17 protein-coding genes are annotated in these 16,882 nt (G+C 65.1%); 9 read left to right on the top strand and 8 right to left on the bottom strand.

Annotated elements, in window-relative coordinates; genetic code table 11:
• The first annotated feature begins 218 nt into the window (after nt 1-218).
• Complete coding sequence (locus tag FJ977_RS10650; RefSeq protein ID WP_140771102.1) at nt 219-944, top strand: response regulator; 726 nt, start codon at nt 219-221, stop codon at nt 942-944.
• Nucleotides 941-2,182, top strand: coding sequence for an ATP-binding protein (locus tag FJ977_RS10645; protein WP_140771100.1), 1,242 nt, complete (start codon nt 941-943; stop codon nt 2,180-2,182). Before FJ977_RS10650 ends, FJ977_RS10645 begins: the two co-directional genes overlap by 4 nt.
• Before the next feature lie 283 nt (nt 2,183-2,465).
• Here FJ977_RS10645 and FJ977_RS10640 read toward each other — a convergent pair whose 3' ends face one another.
• From FJ977_RS10640 to FJ977_RS10630, 3 genes are all read right to left on the bottom strand, one after another.
• Nucleotides 2,466-2,966, bottom strand: coding sequence for a hypothetical protein (locus tag FJ977_RS10640; RefSeq protein ID WP_140771098.1), 501 nt, complete (start codon nt 2,964-2,966; stop codon nt 2,466-2,468).
• Between the two features lie 72 nt (nt 2,967-3,038).
• Nucleotides 3,039-3,263: a hypothetical protein gene (locus FJ977_RS10635; protein WP_246682911.1), complete on the bottom strand. Its 225-nt coding sequence runs from the start codon at nt 3,261-3,263 to the stop codon at nt 3,039-3,041.
• Nucleotides 3,264-3,306: 43 nt separating this feature from the next.
• Nucleotides 3,307-3,579, bottom strand: a complete 273-nt coding sequence (locus tag FJ977_RS10630) for a DUF4242 domain-containing protein (protein WP_095775628.1) — start codon at nt 3,577-3,579, stop codon at nt 3,307-3,309.
• Between the two features lie 246 nt (nt 3,580-3,825).
• On the opposite strand from FJ977_RS10630, the gene FJ977_RS10625 reads away from it, so the two are divergent.
• Nucleotides 3,826-6,414 carry an AAA family ATPase gene (locus FJ977_RS10625; RefSeq protein WP_140771405.1) on the top strand — a complete coding sequence of 863 codons (2,589 nt, stop codon included), beginning with the start codon at nt 3,826-3,828 and terminating at the stop codon, nt 6,412-6,414.
• A 38-nt stretch (nt 6,415-6,452) separates the two neighbouring features.
• On the opposite strand, the gene FJ977_RS10620 is transcribed toward FJ977_RS10625, so the two are convergent.
• The 3 genes from FJ977_RS10620 to FJ977_RS10610 form a co-directional block, all read right to left on the bottom strand.
• Complete coding sequence (locus FJ977_RS10620) at nt 6,453-7,457, bottom strand: cytochrome d ubiquinol oxidase subunit II (RefSeq protein ID WP_140771094.1); 1,005 nt, start codon at nt 7,455-7,457, stop codon at nt 6,453-6,455.
• Nucleotide 7,458: 1 nt separating this feature from the next.
• Nucleotides 7,459-8,820 (bottom strand): cytochrome ubiquinol oxidase subunit I, encoded by a 1,362-nt coding sequence (locus FJ977_RS10615; protein WP_140771092.1) that lies wholly within the window; start codon nt 8,818-8,820, stop codon nt 7,459-7,461.
• Between the two features lie 119 nt (nt 8,821-8,939).
• Nucleotides 8,940-9,428: a MarR family winged helix-turn-helix transcriptional regulator gene (locus tag FJ977_RS10610; RefSeq protein WP_140771090.1), complete on the bottom strand. Its 489-nt coding sequence runs from the start codon at nt 9,426-9,428 to the stop codon at nt 8,940-8,942.
• Nucleotides 9,429-9,488: 60 nt separating this feature from the next.
• On the opposite strand from FJ977_RS10610, the gene FJ977_RS10605 reads away from it, so the two are divergent.
• The 3 genes from FJ977_RS10605 to FJ977_RS10595 all read left to right on the top strand — a co-directional run bounded on the left by FJ977_RS10605 (nt 9,489) and on the right by FJ977_RS10595 (nt 12,320).
• The gene (locus FJ977_RS10605; RefSeq protein ID WP_140771088.1) at nt 9,489-10,445 is read left to right on the top strand and encodes a zinc-binding alcohol dehydrogenase family protein; all 957 of its coding nucleotides are present in this window, start codon (nt 9,489-9,491) and stop codon (nt 10,443-10,445) included.
• A 172-nt stretch (nt 10,446-10,617) separates the two neighbouring features.
• Nucleotides 10,618-11,544 (top strand): ABC transporter ATP-binding protein, encoded by a 927-nt coding sequence (locus tag FJ977_RS10600; protein ID WP_140771086.1) that lies wholly within the window; start codon nt 10,618-10,620, stop codon nt 11,542-11,544.
• Nucleotides 11,541-12,320: an ABC transporter permease gene (locus FJ977_RS10595; RefSeq protein ID WP_140771084.1), complete on the top strand. Its 780-nt coding sequence runs from the start codon at nt 11,541-11,543 to the stop codon at nt 12,318-12,320. The genes FJ977_RS10600 and FJ977_RS10595 overlap by 4 nt, the downstream gene beginning before the upstream one ends.
• A 231-nt stretch (nt 12,321-12,551) precedes the next feature.
• Here the strand turns inward: FJ977_RS10595 and FJ977_RS10590 are convergent, their stop codons facing one another.
• A complete protein-coding gene (locus FJ977_RS10590) occupies nt 12,552-13,589 on the bottom strand; it encodes a phosphatidylglycerol lysyltransferase domain-containing protein (protein WP_140771083.1) in 1,038 nt (345 codons plus the stop codon).
• 433 nt (nt 13,590-14,022) lie between these two features.
• Here FJ977_RS10590 and FJ977_RS10585 point away from each other — a divergent pair, with 433 nt between their 5' ends.
• The 3 genes from FJ977_RS10585 to FJ977_RS10575 all read left to right on the top strand — a co-directional run bounded on the left by FJ977_RS10585 (nt 14,023) and on the right by FJ977_RS10575 (nt 16,464).
• Nucleotides 14,023-15,210, top strand: coding sequence for an NAD(P)/FAD-dependent oxidoreductase (locus FJ977_RS10585; protein WP_140771081.1), 1,188 nt, complete (start codon nt 14,023-14,025; stop codon nt 15,208-15,210).
• An 88-nt stretch (nt 15,211-15,298) separates the two neighbouring features.
• Nucleotides 15,299-15,787, top strand: a complete 489-nt coding sequence (locus tag FJ977_RS10580; protein ID WP_140771079.1) for a MarR family transcriptional regulator — start codon at nt 15,299-15,301, stop codon at nt 15,785-15,787.
• Entirely contained in the window at nt 15,784-16,464 is a 681-nt protein-coding gene (locus FJ977_RS10575) for a GNAT family N-acetyltransferase (RefSeq protein WP_140771077.1), read from the top strand. Before FJ977_RS10580 ends, FJ977_RS10575 begins: the two co-directional genes overlap by 4 nt.
• Nucleotides 16,465-16,485: 21 nt before the next feature.
• On the opposite strand, the gene FJ977_RS35765 is transcribed toward FJ977_RS10575, so the two are convergent.
• Entirely contained in the window at nt 16,486-16,710 is a 225-nt protein-coding gene (locus FJ977_RS35765) for a hypothetical protein (protein ID WP_181179743.1), read from the bottom strand.
• Between the last annotated feature and the right edge of the window lie 172 nt (nt 16,711-16,882).

The following is a 16,882-nucleotide window of genomic DNA, read 5'->3' as shown; positions in this document are numbered from 1 at the left end:
TCCTTTCTCTCATGCATCGGACGGCCATGAGGATAGGAAGCCTGTTTGTCCGCTTCGCGTCGGCATGTTGCCGAAGGTTTCCGCAAAGCGGCGATTTGTTTCCCAATGTTTCCCACCCCCGGCCAGAAACATTGCGTTGCAATTTTCCATGCCGCCGGCGCGCGCGCTCCCTATAATCAGCCTCGAGCCCTCAATAATCACGGGCAAGGGCAGGCATCATGCAGTCACAACCCCATATCCTCGTCGTGGACGACGACCGCGAGATCAGGACGCTTCTCGGCCGCTACCTCGACGGCCAGGGCTTTCGCGTCTCGGTGGCCGCCGACCGGCGCGAATGCGAGCAGAAGCTGGCCTCCGGCCAGTTCGACCTCGTCGTGCTCGACGTCATGCTGCCGGACGGCTCGGGCCTCGACATCTGCCGGGGCTTGCGGGACCGCAAGCCGCACGTCCCCGTCATCCTGCTGACGGCGCTGAAGGAGGATGTCGACCGCATCATCGGGCTGGAACTCGGCGCCGACGACTATCTCGGCAAGCCCTTCAACCCGCGCGAGCTCACCGCCCGCATCCGCGCCGTGCTGCGGCGCGCCGCACCGGAGGAAGCGCCCGCTCCCCGCGCCCGCGTCTACCGCTTCGCCAGCTACCGGCTGGAACCCGACACCCGCAAGGTGACGGACACGCAAGGCGCGAGCATCGATCTCACCGGCGCCGAGTTCGACCTTTTGCAGGTGTTCCTCGACCGCCCCGGCCGGCTGCTGTCGCGCGACCAGCTGCTTGATCTCACGCAAGGCCGCGAGCGCGACCCGCTCGAACGCTCGGTCGACGTGCTGATGAGCCGGCTGCGCCGCAAATTCTCCGACACCGGCGAAGGGCCGCTGTTCAAGACCGTGCGCAACGGCGGCTATCAGCTGACCGCCCGTGTCGAGACGGTGGAGGCGCAGGCGTGAACTCGCTGCGCCGCCGCCTCATCCTGCTTTTGGTCATTTCGATCGTCGGCGTCGTCGGCCTGGCGACCGCCGCCGTTATCAGCGTGCGCGGCGGCGGGCCGCCGCCGGAGCTGACCGTGCCCTGGATCGCCCAGCAGATGGAACTCGTGGCGCGGCTGCTGCCGGGGCCGATACCGGATGTGCTGCGGGTGCAATTCACAGACCATCCGGCCGCCGGCAAGGTCGCCCGCGCGGAAACGGAGATGCTCAACGACATCCTGCAACGCCGCGGCCTCGACCTCCTGGCGATCATCAGCGAAAAGCCCGGTGAACCCGGCCAGACCGCCTCGGTGCAACTGCCCGACAGGCGCTGGGCGATCATGGACGTGCCGCACCTCAAGCCGCCAGGGCGCGAATGGCTGGTGCTCGCCGGCTGGATCTCGCTGATCGTCGCCGGCGCCACCGCCGTCTCGGTCTATTTCACCTCGGTGCTGATCCGGCCGCTGGAAATGCTGGAAGCCGCCGTCTCCAAGATCGGCAGCGACGGTGTGCTGGCAGCGGTGCCGGAAGTGGGTTCGGCCGAGGTCAAGGCGACGGCCCATGCGCTGAACCAGCTGTCGTCGCGGCTGAGAGTGGCCATGGAAAGCCGCATGCGCCTCGTCGCAGCCGCCGGCCACGATCTGCGCACGCCGATGACGCGCATGCGGCTGCGCGCCGAATTCCTCGACGAGGAACGCGACAAATGGCTTCACGACCTCGACGAGCTCGACCGCATCGCCGACAGCGCCATCCGCCTGGTGCGCGAGGAGGTGAACCAGGACGCTGTCGAGCCGCTCGACCTGGAAAAGATGGTGCGCGACATATCGGCCGAAATGGTCACGCTCGGCCATCACGTCTCGATCGGGCATCTGGACAAGGTTTCGGTGCGCGCCGGCGCGCTCGGCCTGCGCCGCGCGCTGCGCAACCTGATCGTCAACGCCGCCACGCACGGAAAGGCCTGCGGCATCGACCTCGCGCTGGCCGACAGGCGTGCGGTGCTGACCATTTCCGACAATGGCCCGGGCATTCCGCCCGACCTCATCAACAAGGCCTTCGAGCCCTTCTTCCGCGTCGACCCCGGCCGCCAGCAATTCATTCCGGGCGCGGGGCTGGGCCTGGCCATCGCCAAGGAGATCATCGAACGCTATGGCGGGACGGTGACGCTGGAGAACCGCCTAGGCGGCGGGCTGGCGCAGACGGTGGTGTTCAAGGCTGTGTGAGGGGTGCGGCGCAGCCCCCCACCCGATCCGCCTTGCGGATCGACCCTCCCCCAAGGGCAGGGCAATCGCATATGAGTTTTTACGAAGAGGACCCCCACCCTAACCCTCCCCACAAGGGGGAGGGAGACTCGCGCCGGCGCTGCACTCGGTAATCTGTAGAAGTTCGACGCCAAAGCGTAGCGCGCGGCAGCGTTCCCTCCCCCTTGTGGGGAGGGTTAGGGTGGGGGTTCTCTTCGTAAAAACTCATATGCAATTGCCCTGCCTCGAGGGGGGAGATTTGCGCCTACATGGCCTTCATCGCGTCGCACGACACATCGGGGTTCATGTCGGCGAAGGTGCCGGTCGGGTTCTTCTTCCAGGCCCAGACATGCAGCTCGTAGAAGGCGCCCAGGCCATAGCGATTGGGCGCGCTGTTGAAATTGAACAGCTGCCCTTCCAGCGAGGCCGGGCCTTTCGAGGTTATGTACTCGACCGCCACCAGTTTAAGCGTGCCGTCCGCCATCGGCTCGTACATGACGGCCTCCGGCTTTGCGAGATCGACGGCATCGTCCTTCAGATAGGCCGCGTTGACATAGTGGATGCCCATGGCGCCGCCGGTGATGCCGCTGGCGCAAGGGATCGGCGCATAGCCTTCGGCGGTGGCCATCGCCACATTCTCGAAACGGCCATTGGCTGCCCGTACCTTCTCATCCAGCGTGCCCGTGTCATGGGCATTCGCCGCCGTGGCCGCGATCGAAAGGATCGACAGGTTGATGAGGTGCTTGGTCCACACATGAATGTTCATTTTCTCTCCTCGTTGTTGATGGTGCGCGGGAGCAGCCGCTCCCGCCGCCGGCACGTCGGATGGCTGCGCGTTTCAGTGGTCTGACCGGGTGAAATCCCAGTACTGCGGCAGCTCCTCGAGCTCCGGCAAGCCGATGTCGCGTCTCAGATAGTTGTCCTGCGGTGGCAACCGCCGCCGCCCCTTGCGCAATGGTGCGAGCAGCAGCGAGGCAAGCCGCCAGGGAAGCCGGCCCAGTGACGGCCGTCGTCCGACGGGTCTCGAAGCCGCCGGCACCTCGCCGGGCGCTTCGTCAGGCATGTCGCCACCGCCGCGAAGGGCAGTTTGACGCCCATCGGAGGGATCAACGGTAAAAGTAAGGGTCAAGGACCCGCACCTCCGTGATCTTGTCGACAGGCAGCGCGTTCTTCTGGGCCGTGCTGCGGATCGCTTCCGGCGAGGGCGCGTCATAGATGCAGAAACTCTGCTTCTTGTCGGGCGACACGAAGGATTGCACCCAGGTCACGCCCTTCTCCGCATTGCGCATGATGACGCCGCCCAGCGCGTCGGCGCCGGCATCGTTCATCGGCACGCTGAGGCCGTCAGGAAATGTGCGTTGTACCACATAGCGAGGCATATCAAGTTTCCCTTTTCTGTTGATTCACGCTCGATTTAAGCGCGGCTGGACATTGATCACGCTCGCCAAGGGCGTGCATCGGAGCCTTTCCCTATTTTTTTGTTGGAAGATTCCCTATAGTGGCGACGTTATGTGGTAGGTGGCACCGAAAATGTGGGGAGGGGCACATTGTCGGTCATCGTCCCGGACGCTCGTGGCGGACGTCCAGGGATACGCCCGGACACCATCCCTGTTGAGCGAATGACGATGCTTCTGGAACGGCAGGCACAGCTGGAGCAGCTGGATGGACTTCTCGCGGAGGCCACGCGTGGCTTCGGCCATGTGGCTGCACTGTCCGGCGAGGCGGGCGCCGGCAAGTCGGCCCTTGTCGAGGCTTTCGTCGGCGGCGTTGGCGACGGCGTGCGCGTTTTCCGCAGCGCCTGCGAGGACCTGTCGATACCGGACCCGCTCGGGCCGCTCTACGATCTCGCCCGGGAGGCGCGATGGTCGATGCCGCAGGCGATCGATGCCCGGCAGGGACAGAGGCTGCCCCTGTTTTCCGACGCGCTCGAAGTCTTCGAGGCAAGGACGCAGCCAACGCTCCTGATCATCGAGGACCTGCACTGGGCGGATGACGCGACGCTCGATTTCGTCCGCTTTCTGGGCCGCCGCATCGCCAACACCCACATCCTGCTCGTCCTGACGGCGCGCACCGACCGCAGCGAAGGACAGATGCGCGTGCGTCGCGCGCTCGGCGAAATTCCCACCGGCAATGTCGTGCGGATCGAGGTGCCGCTACTCAGCGAGGCGGCGGTGCTCTCGCTCGCCATTGCCGCCGGCCGCGACGGCGAGGCCATCTACCGGGCGACGGCCGGCAACGCCTTCTTCGTCACCGAGCTTTTATGCGCCGACAATGAGATGACGCCGCCTGCCAGCGTGCGCGACGCCGTCGTCGCGCGCGCCGAACGGTTGTCGGCTGGCGCCCGCTCGATGCTCGACGCGGTGTCGGTGTTTCCCAGACGCGCCGACGCCTGGGCCTTGCAGGGCCTGTGCGGCGTGGCCGCCGCCGGTCAGCTCGCCGAATGCGTGTCGCATGGGCTGCTTGACGATCTGGGCGACGGCTACGCCTTCCGGCACGAGATCGCACGCCACGCCATCGAGATGATGCTGACGACGAGTTCCCGGAGACTGTTCAACCAGCGTGCGCTGTCGGCGCTGCTCGAAAACAGGGATGTCGCCACCGCGCGCCTCGTCCATCATGCGGTGGAAGCGCATAATCTCGAGGCGGTGCGCGAGTTCGCGCCGATCGCGGCGCGGGAGGCCTCGCGTCTCGGCGCCCATCGCGACGCCGCCGGCTATTACGAGGTCGCCTTGCGCCAGGCCGACACCTTGCCCGAGGAAGAGCGCGCCGGCCTTTACGAGCAATATGCCTTCGAGTGCCATCTGATCGCGCGCATCGAAGAGGCCATCAAGGCGCAGGAACAGGCCCGCGTGCTGCAGCAGGCGCTCGGCAACACGCTGAAGGAAGGCGACAGCCTCAGATGGCTGTCGCGCTTTTCCTATCTTGTGGGCGACCGGCAGGCCGCCGACATGTTCGGCGCCCAGGCTGTCGCGTTGCTGGAGACCGTGCCGGCCAGCGCCGAGCTTGCCATGGCCTACTCGAACCTTTCGCAACTGGCGATGCTGGCCGAAAGGTTGGACGAGACCTTGTCGCTGGGTGCCCGGGCGATCGAGCTCGCCGAACGGCTGAACAGGCCCGAAGTCGTCTGCCATGCTCTCAACAATGTCGGCGCCGCCGAGCAGTGGCTGGACCTAGACTCAAGCCGGCTGCATCTTGCCCGCAGCCTCGAAATCGCGCTTGAGCAGAATTTCCAGGAACATGCGGCCCGCGCGTTCACCAATTGCGCTTGTGGCGAGATGAACCAGTTGGGCTACAGCCAGGCCCAATCCTTCCTTGACCGCGGCATCGACTATTGCGTCGAGAACGATCTCGCGACGTGGCGCGATTACATGCGTGGCGTGCGGGCCCAGCTGCTGCTGCGCCAGGGATGCTGGAATGAGGCGGCCGCCGAGGCTCTGGATGTGATTGCCAACGACCGGGCGACCGCACTGGTGCGCTATCCGGCTCTTGTGGCGCTGTCGCGGCTTAGGGTCCGTCGCGGCGACCCCTCGGCCGAGCCGCTTCTGGCCGAGATGAAGCAGTTTCTGGAAAGGGGAGCGGAGCTGCAGCGGCTGTTGCCCTACGCGGCGGTGATTGCCGAACGGGCCTGGCTCGGCGAGGCGGACAAGGCCGAGGCGCTGCGCCTGATCGGCCTTGCCGAAGGCCTGTCGCCGACGCGGGCGGTCTTCGCGGAACTGGCCGGCTGGCGGCAGCTGCTTTCACCCGATACCGATCCGGGCGACACGTCAGGCATGGCCGCGCCCTACCGCATGCTGCTGGCCGGTGACTGGCGCGGCGCGGCCTCGGCCTGGGCGGAACTCGACGCCCCCTACGAACGCGCGCTGGCGCTCGCCCAGGGCGACGAGGCCGCGCAGCGCACGGCGCTGGAGATTCTCGAGGCGCTCGGCGCCCAACCGGTCGCGAGCCATGTGCGCGACATCATGCGGCAGAACGGCGTCATTCACATTGCCAGGGGGCCGCGCCGCACCACCCGGGCCAACAGCGCCGGCCTGACCCAGCGCCAGATGGAAGTGCTGCAGCTGATCGAGCGCGGCCTGTCCAACAAGCGCATCGCCGAACATCTCGCCATTTCGCCCAAGACGGTCGACCACCATGTCTCGGCGGTGCTGGGCAAGCTGGACGCCGTGTCGCGCGGCGAGGCTACCGCGGCCGCGCGCGACTCAGGGCTGATCTGAACCTTCGCCATGCCTTGGCGGTTGGGAAGGCCGGCGGATCAGTCGTAGGTGAGATCCGTCGCCTTGCCGCCGAACACCCTATACGCATAGAAGGAATAGAAGATGATGATCGGCAGCACCACCACGGTGCCGACCAAAATGATGGCCAGGCTTTCGGTCGCCGACGCCGCCTGCCAGATGGTCAGCTTGTCGGGCACCACGAACGGGTAGAACGACCAGGCAAGGCCGGCAAAGCCCAGCACGAAGATGCTGGCCAGCGCCAGGAACGGCGTCAGCGAATGGCGGTCGTCGGGCTTCGGCAGATGGAAGGTCTGCCGCCACAGCCACAGGAACAGCAGCGCCGACAGGATCGGCAGCGGCGACAGGTACAGCATCTCCGGCCAGACGAACCATTTGTCGAAGATGCGCGGGCTGGCGAAGGGCGTCGCCAGCGACACCGCCGCCATGCCGAGCGCGGTCAGCACCAGCGCCGTGCGCAGCCAGCGCACCGCCTTCTTCTGCAATGCGCCTTCGGTCTTGTAGATCACCCAGGCCGCACCCATCGCCGCGTAGGCCGCGGCCAGGCAGAACGCCACCAGCGCGCCGAATGCCATGCCGCCCACGCCGACATCGAGGCCGAGCACATAGACGCCCAGCATGTAGCCTTGCGCCAGCGAGGCGATGACCGAGCCGAGGAAGAAGATGCGGTTCCAGCGATGCTTTTTACCGCTCGGCACCTTTGCGCGGAAATCGAAGGCGACGCCGCGCAGGATCAGCCCGACCAAAAGCACGAAGACCGGAATGTAGAGCGCGGTCAGGATGACGCCATGCGCCATCGGGAAGGCGACCAGCAGCAGGCCGACGGCCAGCACCAGCCAGGTCTCGTTGGCGTCCCAGAACGGACCGATGGCCGCGATCATCGTATCCTGCTCGGTGTCCTCGGCGGCCGCGAACAGAATGCCGATGCCGAGGTCGAAACCGTCGAGAATGACGTAGATCAGGATGGCAAGGCCCATCAGGCCGGCGAAGATGAGGGGGAGGGCGGTTGGCCAATCGAAGCTCATGTCACTCTCCTGCCGCCGGCTGTGAAAGCGCTGCTTTCATGACGCCCGGCAATGGCGAGGTATCGCCATCCTTGGCCGCCTTCAGCGCCAGGTGCACCAGCACGCCGAGATAGGCGATCAGCAGCAGCACGTAGAGAATGAGATAGACGGCGAGCGTCAGCGCGACATGGCTGCCCGCCACCGGGCCGACGGCGTCGGCGGTTCTGAGCACGCCCGTCACCAGCCAGGGCTGGCGGCCGATCTCGGTCGTATACCAGCCGGCCAGCGTCGCCAGCCAGCCCGACAGCGCCATCGGCACCATCAGCATGGCGAGCGGCCTCGGCAGGCTGTGCCGGCGCTTGAGGAAGAAGGCGGCCGACCAGGAAACGGCGAGCATCAGCAGGCCGGTGCCGACCATGACGCGAAAGCCCCAGAACACCGGAAAGACCGGCGGGTGGTTGCCGGGAAAGTCGTTCAACCCCGGCACCACGCCGCTGGTCGAGTGCCGCAGCACCAGGCTGGCGCCGTCGGGAATGGCGATCTCGAACCTGTTCTCCCTCGCCGCCTCGTCGGGCAGCGCGAACAGCACCAGCGGCACGTTGGGCCCGGTGTTCCAGTTGGCCTCCATGGCGGCGATCTTCTGCGGCTGGTGTTCCAGCGTGTTCAGCCCGTGCTGGTCCCCGGCGAAGATCTGGATCGGGATCAGGACCGCCGCGGTGAAGACGCCGGTGCGCAGCGCCTTCCACATCGATTCCGAGCGGTCGCCTTGGAGATAACGCAGAGCCGACAGGCCCGATATCAGGAATGATACGGTCAGGCCCGATGCAAGCAGCATGTGGACCAGGCGGTAAGGCATGGATGGGTTGAAGACGACAGCCCACCAGTCGACGGCGTGCGCCACACCGTCGCGGATCTCGAAACCGGCCGGCGTCTGCATCCAGGAATTGAGCGCGATGATCCAGAAGGCCGACAGGGTGGTGCCGCCGGCGACCAGCACCGTAGCCAGCGTGTGGACGCGGTTGGAGACGCGGCGGAAGCCGAACAGCATGATGCCGAGGAAGGCCGCTTCGAGGAAGAAGGCGGTGAGGATTTCGTAGGCCAGCAGCGGCCCGGCGATGTTGCCGACCTTTTCCATGTAGCCCGGCCAGTTGGTGCCGAACTGGAAGCTCATGGTGACGCCCGAGACCACGCCCATGGCGAAGGACAGCGCGAACACCTTCACCCAGGTGAAATAGGCGCGCATCCAGGCGGAATCATTGGTGGCGTTGTAGCGCAGCTTGAAGAACAGCAGCACCCAGCCAAGTGCAATGGTGATTGTCGGAAACAGAATATGAAACGAAATATTCGCGCCGAACTGGATGCGCGACAGTATGAGCGGGTCCATGGTGGGCTCCGGCTGCTGCAAGTATTGATGAAGGATAGGCCCGAAGCAGGGTCAGGTCAAAGCGGCGTCCTGCCGCGAGGCTGAACGCCACAGGACAATTTTACCGGTTCATGCGCCGGTTAAGAACTGGTCTCAGGCACATTGCCAAGCGCATCCGCGAACTTGCGCATCAGGCGCACCAACTCGTCGACGTCGCGCGCCTCCCATGTCTCGAAAATGGCGTGGCCGATCTTCTCGCGCGCCGCATCGACGAGGTCGGTCATCGCCTTACCCTTCGGACTGATCACGGCTTCGCGCACGCGCCGGTCGGCGGCGCTGGCCTGGCGTAGCACCAGGCCCAGACTCTCCAGCTTGGCGACCTGGCGGCTGACGGTCGTGTAGTCGCGCCCGACACGGTCGGCCATCTCGACGACGCCGATCGGCCCGAAACGCTCGATGCCGACGAGCAGCGGGAACAGTGCCCGGTCGAGCGGAATGCCCGCCGCCCTGATCAACAACTCGTCGCGTTGCGGCCGGTTCATCAGGCCGACAATATCGAGCACAGCGCCGTGAATCTGGCGCAGCTGGTCCGAGATATGTGTATTTTGCACGTTTTTTGTTGACGGCATGCTCAAGCTCCTTATATGTGCATTATACACATAAAATCGATCCCAGAAAGGCAGACCATCATGAAAGCCGCTATTGTCCCAGGCGCTGGGCAAGCGCCTGTCTATGGCGACTTCCCCGAGCCGGTCCCGGCGGCGGGCGAAAGCCGCGTCACGGTCATCGCCGCAGCCATCAGCCATGTCGTGAAGAGCCGCGCCTCTGGCTCGCATTACAGCTCTTCGGGCCGGTTCCCCTTCGTCGTCGGCATTGACGGCGTCGGCCGGCTCGAGGACGGAAGCAAGGTCTATTTCGCGCTGCCCAAGGCGCCCAATGGCAGCATGGCGGAGCGGACCGTCGTGCCCGAAGCGCATTGCGTGGCGCTGCCCGACGGATTGGACGACGTCACCGCCGCGGCCATCGCCAATCCCGGCATGTCGTCATGGGCGGCCTTTACCGAGCGGGCGAAGCTCAAGCCGGGCGAAACCGTGCTGGTCAACGGCGCCACCGGCACGGCCGGCCGTCTCGCCGTTCAGATCGCCCGGCATCTCGGGGCGAAGAAAGTCATCGCCACTGCCCGCAACGCAGCCGCGCTCGATGCGGTCGCGGCGCTCGGGGCGGATGTGACCATCCCGCTCGTCGAGGACGGGGCGGCTCTTGAAGAAAGCTTCATCAGGCAGTTCAGAGAGGGCGTGGATGTCGTCATCGACTATCTCTGGGGCAATAGCGCCGAGCGTCTGCTGGTCGCCGCCGCCAAGGCCGGAGCCGACGCCGTGCCGATCCGCTTCGTCCAGGTCGGCGCCGTCAGCGGGTCCGATATCACCTTGCCGAGTGCCGTGCTCCGTTCATCCGCGATTGCCCTGATGGGTAGCGGCATCGGCAGCGTACCGCTCGACCGCTTCATCGCCTGCACCGGCGATCTGCTGCGCGCCGTGGTCCCGGCCGGCCTTCAGATCGCCACCACGCCCGTGCCCCTGGCGGATGTCGAGCAGGCATGGGCCAGGGACGACAGCACAAGGCGTACAGTGTTCACCCTGGGCTGAGGCAATTCCAGGAAACGCATGAAGCGGTTTCCAGCGGGGATTGCGTCGAGGCAAGAGCTCTGGCCGCCCGCAACCGCTGTCCAGAACTGTCAGCAGCGCCTTGACTTACGGTTGCACACCACGACATTCGGCCTATATCAGGGGACCTCTTTCAGGCAGCCGTTTTCAGCCCATGCCCTCCATTCTGTCCATTTCCGGGGTCTCCAAGACCTACGCCACCGGCTTCACCGCGCTCAAGGAAGTCAATCTCGACATCAACCGCGGCGAGATCTTCGCGCTGCTTGGCCCCAATGGCGCCGGCAAGACGACGCTGATCTCGATCGTCTGCGGCATCGTCAACCGCTCGACCGGCACCGTCACCGTCGACGGTCACGACATCGGCAAGGACTACCGCGCGGCGCGCAGCCTGATAGGCCTGGTGCCGCAGGAGTTGACCATCGACGCCTTCGAGAGTGTCTGGGCGACGGTCAATTATAGCCGCGGCCTGTTCGGCAAGCCGGCCAACCCGGCCTTCGTCGAAAAAGTGCTGCGCGATCTCTCGCTGTGGGACAAGAAAGACGCCAAGGCGATCACGCTGTCGGGTGGCATGAAGCGCAGGCTGATGATCGCCAAGGCGCTGTCGCACGAGCCGCGCATCCTGTTCCTCGACGAGCCGACGGCGGGCGTCGATGTCGAACTGCGTCAGGACATGTGGGAGATGGTGCGCCGGCTGCGCGAGGATGGCGTCACCATCATCCTCACCACCCATTATATCGAGGAAGCCGAGGCCATGGCCGACCGTGTCGGCGTCATCAACCGCGGCGAGATCATCCTGGTCGAGAACAAGGCCGAACTGATGCGCAAGCTCGGCCGCAAGCGGCTGGTGCTGGAGCTGCGCAATGCGCTGACGGCCATACCGGAAGCCTTCTCGCGCTATGCGCTGGAGCTGTCGCCTGATGGCGGGCAACTGACCTACACCTATGACAACCAGGCCGAACGGCCGGGCGTCGCCTCGCTGATCCGCGATCTCGAGGCCGGCGGCATCCAGTTCCGTGACATCGACACGCAAAACAGCTCGCTCGAGGAGATATTCGTCAATCTGGTGAGGAGAGAGCCATGAACCTGCGCGCAGCCCCTAATTTTCGCGCAGTATGGGCGATCTACCGGGTCGAGATGGCGCGTGCGTTCCGCACCGTGCTGCAAAGCATCATCTCGCCGGTCATCTCGACATCGCTCTATTTCGTCGTCTTCGGCTCGGCCATCGGCTCGCGCATCACCGAGATCGACGGCATCGCCTACGGCGCCTTCATCGTGCCGGGGCTGATCATGCTGTCGTTGCTGACGCAGTCGATCTCCAACGCCTCCTTCGCCATCTACTTCCCGAAATTCGTCGGCTCCATCTACGAGCTGCTGTCGGCGCCGGTCTCCTATCTGGAGATCGTCATCGCCTATGTCGGCGGGGCGGCCACCAAGTCGATCATCCTCGGCCTGATCATCCTGGCCACTGCCTCGCTGTTCGTGCCGCTCAGGATCGAGCATCCATTCTGGATGATCGCCTTCCTGGTGCTGACGGCGGTGACCTTCAGCCTGTTCGGCTTCATCATCGGCATCTGGGCGAAGAGCTTCGAGCAGCTGCAGCTGGTGCCGCTGCTCATCATCACACCGCTGACCTTCCTTGGCGGCAGCTTCTATTCGATCCATATGCTGCCCGGCATCTGGAAGACGATCACGCTGTTCAACCCGGTCGTCTACCTGATCAGCGGCTTCCGCTGGAGCTTCTTCGGCAAGGCCGACGTCTCGGTCGGCATCAGCCTCGGCATGACGCTGGTCTTCCTGGCCGCCTGCATCGCGGTCGTCGCCTGGATCTTCAAGACTGGGTATCGGCTGCGCAACTGACGCGGCCCCCCACCTTCGTCATCCACGGGCGGAGCAGGAGCGAAGCTCCGTTGCGGAGACCCGAGGATCCATTCCGTGACCTGGGTCGAAGGGTGCAGCGGAGCAGAATTCGGACCGTGGCTGCGCGTTGAAGTCCCGGCATTGATCCTCGGGTCTGCGCCGCGTCGCTTCGCTCCTTGCTCCGCCCTAGGATGACGAAAGGAAGGGCATGGCCGACCGCGCGCTGCGTCCCTAGATCGCCTTGACCAGCCGCAGCAACCCCAGCATCTCGATATACGTTCCCTCGCGGAAGGCGATGTAGACCGGCTCTTCCACGCCGTGGAAACGGCGCTTGAATGCCGCCTGGCCCTGCAGGTTGAACCGGCGGCGGTTGATCCAGGGCGAGGCGTAGGCGCGCTGGAAGGCGTTGCGCCAGAAGTCGCTTTCGGCAAATCCGCTTGGGGTCACGTCGACGAGCGGCGACAGGCCAAGCGTGACCACCGATATGCCTTCCTCGCGAAACCGGTCGACCGCGAATTTGGTCAGGCCGATCTCGGCATGCGGCGAGGCATCGATATGCTTGCGCTTGAAGGCGGTGGTATAGCCGATGACCTTGCCGTCGCGAAACAGCGGATCGAAATCGAGCAGCGCGACCAGCTCGCCGTCAGGACCATGCAGCACGAAACGGCGCATGTCGGTGCCGAGTTGATCGTAGAAGGGGCGGTTCAGAAAGCCCATTTCCCAGCGCTTGACGATGCGGTCGCCACGCCAATTGTCGGAAAGTCGTGTGATCTCGTCGAGGAAGACGGTTCTTTTGTCCTCGTCGAACGAAAACCCCTTTTTCAGCAGCCAGCGCTCGGAATAGCGCACGGTCTCGTTGCGCTTGCCGGAAAAATCATGCTCGGGCAGGACAAGGCTTGTGTCGATGCCCAGCCGGTTGATCTTGTAGCCGAGCCCGGCCAGCACGCGTGCCGTATCCGCGCCGATCTGCACGAACCACGGGGCGCCGGCGGTCTCGACAAAGCGCCTGATGTAGTCGGCCCGCCGCGCCGGCGCCGCCACCGGGTCGCCGAGTGCGAAATGATGCTTCATCTTGGTGCCGAAGGCGATGTAGCCGTCGGCATCGCCAAAATAGGAAAGCTTGCCCTGCACGGCAGTGGAATAGGCGAGCGAGAAGTCGCCATGGCGGCGGACCAGGGCCAGACGTTCGACATGCGTCAACGCCTGGCGCTCGACCTTGGGCGAGGCGCCCTCGAGGATTTTGTCGAAATAGATCCGCAAGGAGGGCATGGTCGAGATTCCGCGTGCCGTCTGTGGCGTGGCGTGCCTGTCGACACGCAAGACGCGCCACGGCGTCTTGATTTTCGCGGGAAGCCGAAATCTTTGCGGTTTCGAATTCCTGCGCCGGTAACGAGATCCGCCAGCCCCCGGAGCTCGAATCAATCACATTGCCGCGACCTGATTATCGCCGATGCCGCCGATATGCCATATAGGGCTGGATGTATTCGGACAGAAGCGGGCATTCCGCTCCATCTTGTTGTTTTGGCCGCATTTCCGCGATCCAGTCGTTTCCGCTTGGCAACGAAATGTTCTGGAGCGCGGCCGCGGCCCGGCGCAGGGCTCGGCGATGACACCCATATATGGGGTTGCGCGTGATCAAACGGTTACAGCCTGCTGCGAGCCTTGCGGGAATGCGCGGCGGCTGAATGGGACTAGAGGGTGAATGGCTGATACGACAACCAGACCGATGGTGGAGCAATTGGTGGCGGTCGAGCCTGCAATCGTCATTGGCGCCGGCGCCGCCGGACTGACCGTCGCGCATGCCCTGATCAAGGCCGGCGTGCCGACGGCGATCCTGGAAAAGGAGAGCCGGCTGGCCGAGCCCTGGCACCGGCGGCACCAGCAATTGCATCTCAACACCCATCGCGATCTCTCGGCGCTGCCCGGCCTTGCCTATCCCGGGGATACTCCCGCCTTTCCGCACAGGGACGTCGTTATCCGCCATATGAACGATTTCCGGGAGGCGAACCGCCTGCCGGTGGAGTTCGGCGTTGCCGTCGAGGCCATCGTGTTCAGGGGCGACCACTGGGCCGTGCGGACCAGTGCCGGCTTGCGCCTGGCGCGTCATGTCGTGGTCGCCACCGGCCGCGACAGGGAGCCCTTCACGCCGCAGTGGAAGGGCATGCAGGCCTTCGCGGGCCGGATCATCCATTCCGCGGATTTTGGCGACGCCACGGCCTATGCCGGCAAGAAGGTGCTGGTCGTCGGCGCCGGCAATTCGGGCTTCGACGCCCTCAATCATCTGGCCGGCGTGGATACGGCGGCGCTTTGGCTGTCGGCCCGCAACGGGCCCGCGCTGCTGCCCAAGCGCATCGGCAAGATCGCCGTGCACCGGCTTTCGCCGCTCATGGCGCGTTTGCCGCTGCGCGTCGCCGATGCGGCGATCGCCGCGACGCAGCGCCTGGTTTTCGGCGATCTGACCAAATTCGGCATGCCGCCCGCGCCGTCGGGCGGCGCCAGCCGCCTGACCTCGGACTACACGGCGATCGCCGCGGATGATGGTGCCGTCGACGCCATCAAATCGGGCAAGATCGTCGTCGTGCCGGCGATACGGGAGTTCACCCGCGACGGCGTGTTCCTGGCCAATGGCAGCCTGGTCGATCCCGATATCGTCATCGCCGCGACCGGCTATCGCACCGGGCTGGAGCGTATGGTCGGCAATCTCGGCGTGCTCGACGGCAAGGGCGTCCCGCTGTTCAACGGCGGGCAAGCCGATGCGAAACTGCCAGGCCTGTGGTTCACCGGCATGCGGCCGAGCATCCGCGGCTGCTTTGCCAATGCCAGCATATTGGGCAAGGCGATCGCCAGGCGCATCGCCGGCTCCTCCCGGCCCTCGGGCGCGTCACGCTGATTTGATCGCGGAGGCGGGCGACAAGCATATCGCTCCGGCATTTTATATGCCATGTTATATAACATGTTACAAACTATCGCGGGAAATGATGATGGAAGACGTTATCCGATCGCTTGGCTATCTCTGCCTCGGCAGCCGGCTGAAGCGCATCGGCGAACAGTTGCAGGCCGATGCGCAACAGCTGCTCGACGGCCTGGAGGTTCCGCTTCAGTCGAGCCAGTACCCCCTGCTGGCCGCTCTTGACAGGCTCGGGCCCCTGGCCATCGGCGAGCTGGCGCAATCGCTCGGGCTGACACAGCCGGGCGTGACACGGAGCGTGTCGCTGCTAGCCGAGCTGGGGCTGGTCGAAGCCATTCAGTCACGGGGTGACCAGCGACGGCGGGTGGTCTCGCTGACGGGCAAGGGTCAGCGGCTCGTCGATGTGGCGAAACGGGATGTGTGGCCACGCATCGAAAACGCTGTCGCGGATCTGTGCCGGGACCTTTCAGGACCGCTTCTCGATCAACTCGCCGCCATCGAGGATGGGCTGGCCACGGCCCCGCTCGACCGTCGTGTCAAAACGGGCGCCGTGCAATGAAACATGTTCTCGACCGGCCCGTCTGGAGCGCGCTTGAGACGCGGCATCGCGCCTTCGCGCAAGGCGGCGATCTCGCCAGGCGCTATTCACCGTCAATCGCCCTGTTTGCCGCCACCGCCGCGGACGATCCCGCAAGCCTGCGGGCGCTCGGCGAGCTTGTTGGCCCGGATGAGAGCATCATCATGGCGCAAGCCGACACCATTACCCTTCCGCCAGGTCTCGCGGCCATCTCGACCGCCGACGCCGTCCAGATGATTGCCGAGGCGCCGTCGCCGGCCGTGCCGGATGAACGCATCCAGCCCCTGACGCCAGAGGACGCCGCCGAAATGCTGGCCCTGGCGTCGCTCACCAAGCCTGGCCCGTTCACATTAGGCGCCTTGAGCCTTGGCGCCTTCTGGGGCGTGAAGGTCGAGGGCAGGCTGGTGGCGATGGCCGGCGAGCGCATGAAGCAGCCCGGCTATACCGAACTCAGCGGTGTGTGCGCACACCCCGAGTTTCGCGGCACCGGCCTTGGCCGGCTGCTGTCCGTGTTCGTGGCCAACCAGATTTTCGCACGCGGCGAAATCCCCTACCTTCACGCCTTTGCCACAAACGCCGGCGCGATAAGGCTGTACGAGTCCATCGGCTTCAGCTTGAGGACCCCGATCAATGTCGCCGTCGTTCAGCGCGCTGCATAGGGCTGGACGCGACCGCGGACATCACGCCGATTTCGGTTCGAGCCGGCGGAAACCGACGGCTTCCATCAACATCTCCTCGTCGACCATGCCGGCATTGTGGAGCGCAAGCAGCGTCAGGGCGATTTCGCGCGCTTCCGGCGAGTCGGGCTGCACGTCGCGCCGCAGGCAGGCTTCGTCAAAGACGCGCTGCAGCCTGGCGATTTCGCCAGGCTTGAGCAGGCCACGATCATAGACTGACTTCGACATGGCGGCGGTCTCCTGGGAGAGGAGTTAGGGCGCCATTCCTAAATTGCCAATCTTTCCCGAGGCTTGAGCCTTGGCGATTGGCACAAACAGCCATCGCTTCGTCATCCCGGGGTCTCCGCGACGGAGCTTCGCTCCTGCTCCGCCCTGGGATGACGACACTCGCGGACGTCCA

Source organism: Mesorhizobium sp. B2-1-3A (assembly GCF_006442655.1).
Taxonomy (GTDB): domain Bacteria; phylum Pseudomonadota; class Alphaproteobacteria; order Rhizobiales; family Rhizobiaceae; genus Mesorhizobium.
The sequence above is the reverse complement of the archived record's forward strand: the minus strand, read 5'-3'. Positions and strand labels throughout refer to the sequence as shown.

Excerpts from the sequence above, each read along its gene's own strand:
- FJ977_RS10650 (WP_140771102.1), top strand. The coding sequence starts at position 219 with ATGCAGTCACAACCCCATATCCTCGTCGTGGACGACGACCGCGAGATC.
- FJ977_RS10640 (WP_140771098.1), bottom strand. The coding sequence starts at position 2,966 with ATGAACATTCATGTGTGGACCAAGCACCTCATCAACCTGTCGATCCTT.
- FJ977_RS10635 (WP_246682911.1), bottom strand. The coding sequence starts at position 3,263 with ATGCCTGACGAAGCGCCCGGCGAGGTGCCGGCGGCTTCGAGACCCGTC.
- FJ977_RS10630 (WP_095775628.1), bottom strand. The coding sequence starts at position 3,579 with ATGCCTCGCTATGTGGTACAACGCACATTTCCTGACGGCCTCAGCGTG.
- FJ977_RS10625 (WP_140771405.1), top strand. The coding sequence starts at position 3,826 with ATGCTTCTGGAACGGCAGGCACAGCTGGAGCAGCTGGATGGACTTCTC.
- FJ977_RS10620 (WP_140771094.1), bottom strand. The coding sequence starts at position 7,457 with ATGAGCTTCGATTGGCCAACCGCCCTCCCCCTCATCTTCGCCGGCCTG.
- FJ977_RS10615 (WP_140771092.1), bottom strand. The coding sequence starts at position 8,820 with ATGGACCCGCTCATACTGTCGCGCATCCAGTTCGGCGCGAATATTTCG.
- FJ977_RS10610 (WP_140771090.1), bottom strand. The coding sequence starts at position 9,428 with ATGCCGTCAACAAAAAACGTGCAAAATACACATATCTCGGACCAGCTG.
- FJ977_RS10605 (WP_140771088.1), top strand. The coding sequence starts at position 9,489 with ATGAAAGCCGCTATTGTCCCAGGCGCTGGGCAAGCGCCTGTCTATGGC.
- FJ977_RS10600 (WP_140771086.1), top strand. The coding sequence starts at position 10,618 with ATGCCCTCCATTCTGTCCATTTCCGGGGTCTCCAAGACCTACGCCACC.
- FJ977_RS10595 (WP_140771084.1), top strand. The coding sequence starts at position 11,541 with ATGAACCTGCGCGCAGCCCCTAATTTTCGCGCAGTATGGGCGATCTAC.
- FJ977_RS10590 (WP_140771083.1), bottom strand. The coding sequence starts at position 13,589 with ATGCCCTCCTTGCGGATCTATTTCGACAAAATCCTCGAGGGCGCCTCG.
- FJ977_RS10585 (WP_140771081.1), top strand. The coding sequence starts at position 14,023 with ATGGCTGATACGACAACCAGACCGATGGTGGAGCAATTGGTGGCGGTC.
- FJ977_RS10580 (WP_140771079.1), top strand. The coding sequence starts at position 15,299 with ATGATGGAAGACGTTATCCGATCGCTTGGCTATCTCTGCCTCGGCAGC.
- FJ977_RS10575 (WP_140771077.1), top strand. The coding sequence starts at position 15,784 with ATGAAACATGTTCTCGACCGGCCCGTCTGGAGCGCGCTTGAGACGCGG.
- FJ977_RS35765 (WP_181179743.1), bottom strand. The coding sequence starts at position 16,710 with ATGTCGAAGTCAGTCTATGATCGTGGCCTGCTCAAGCCTGGCGAAATC.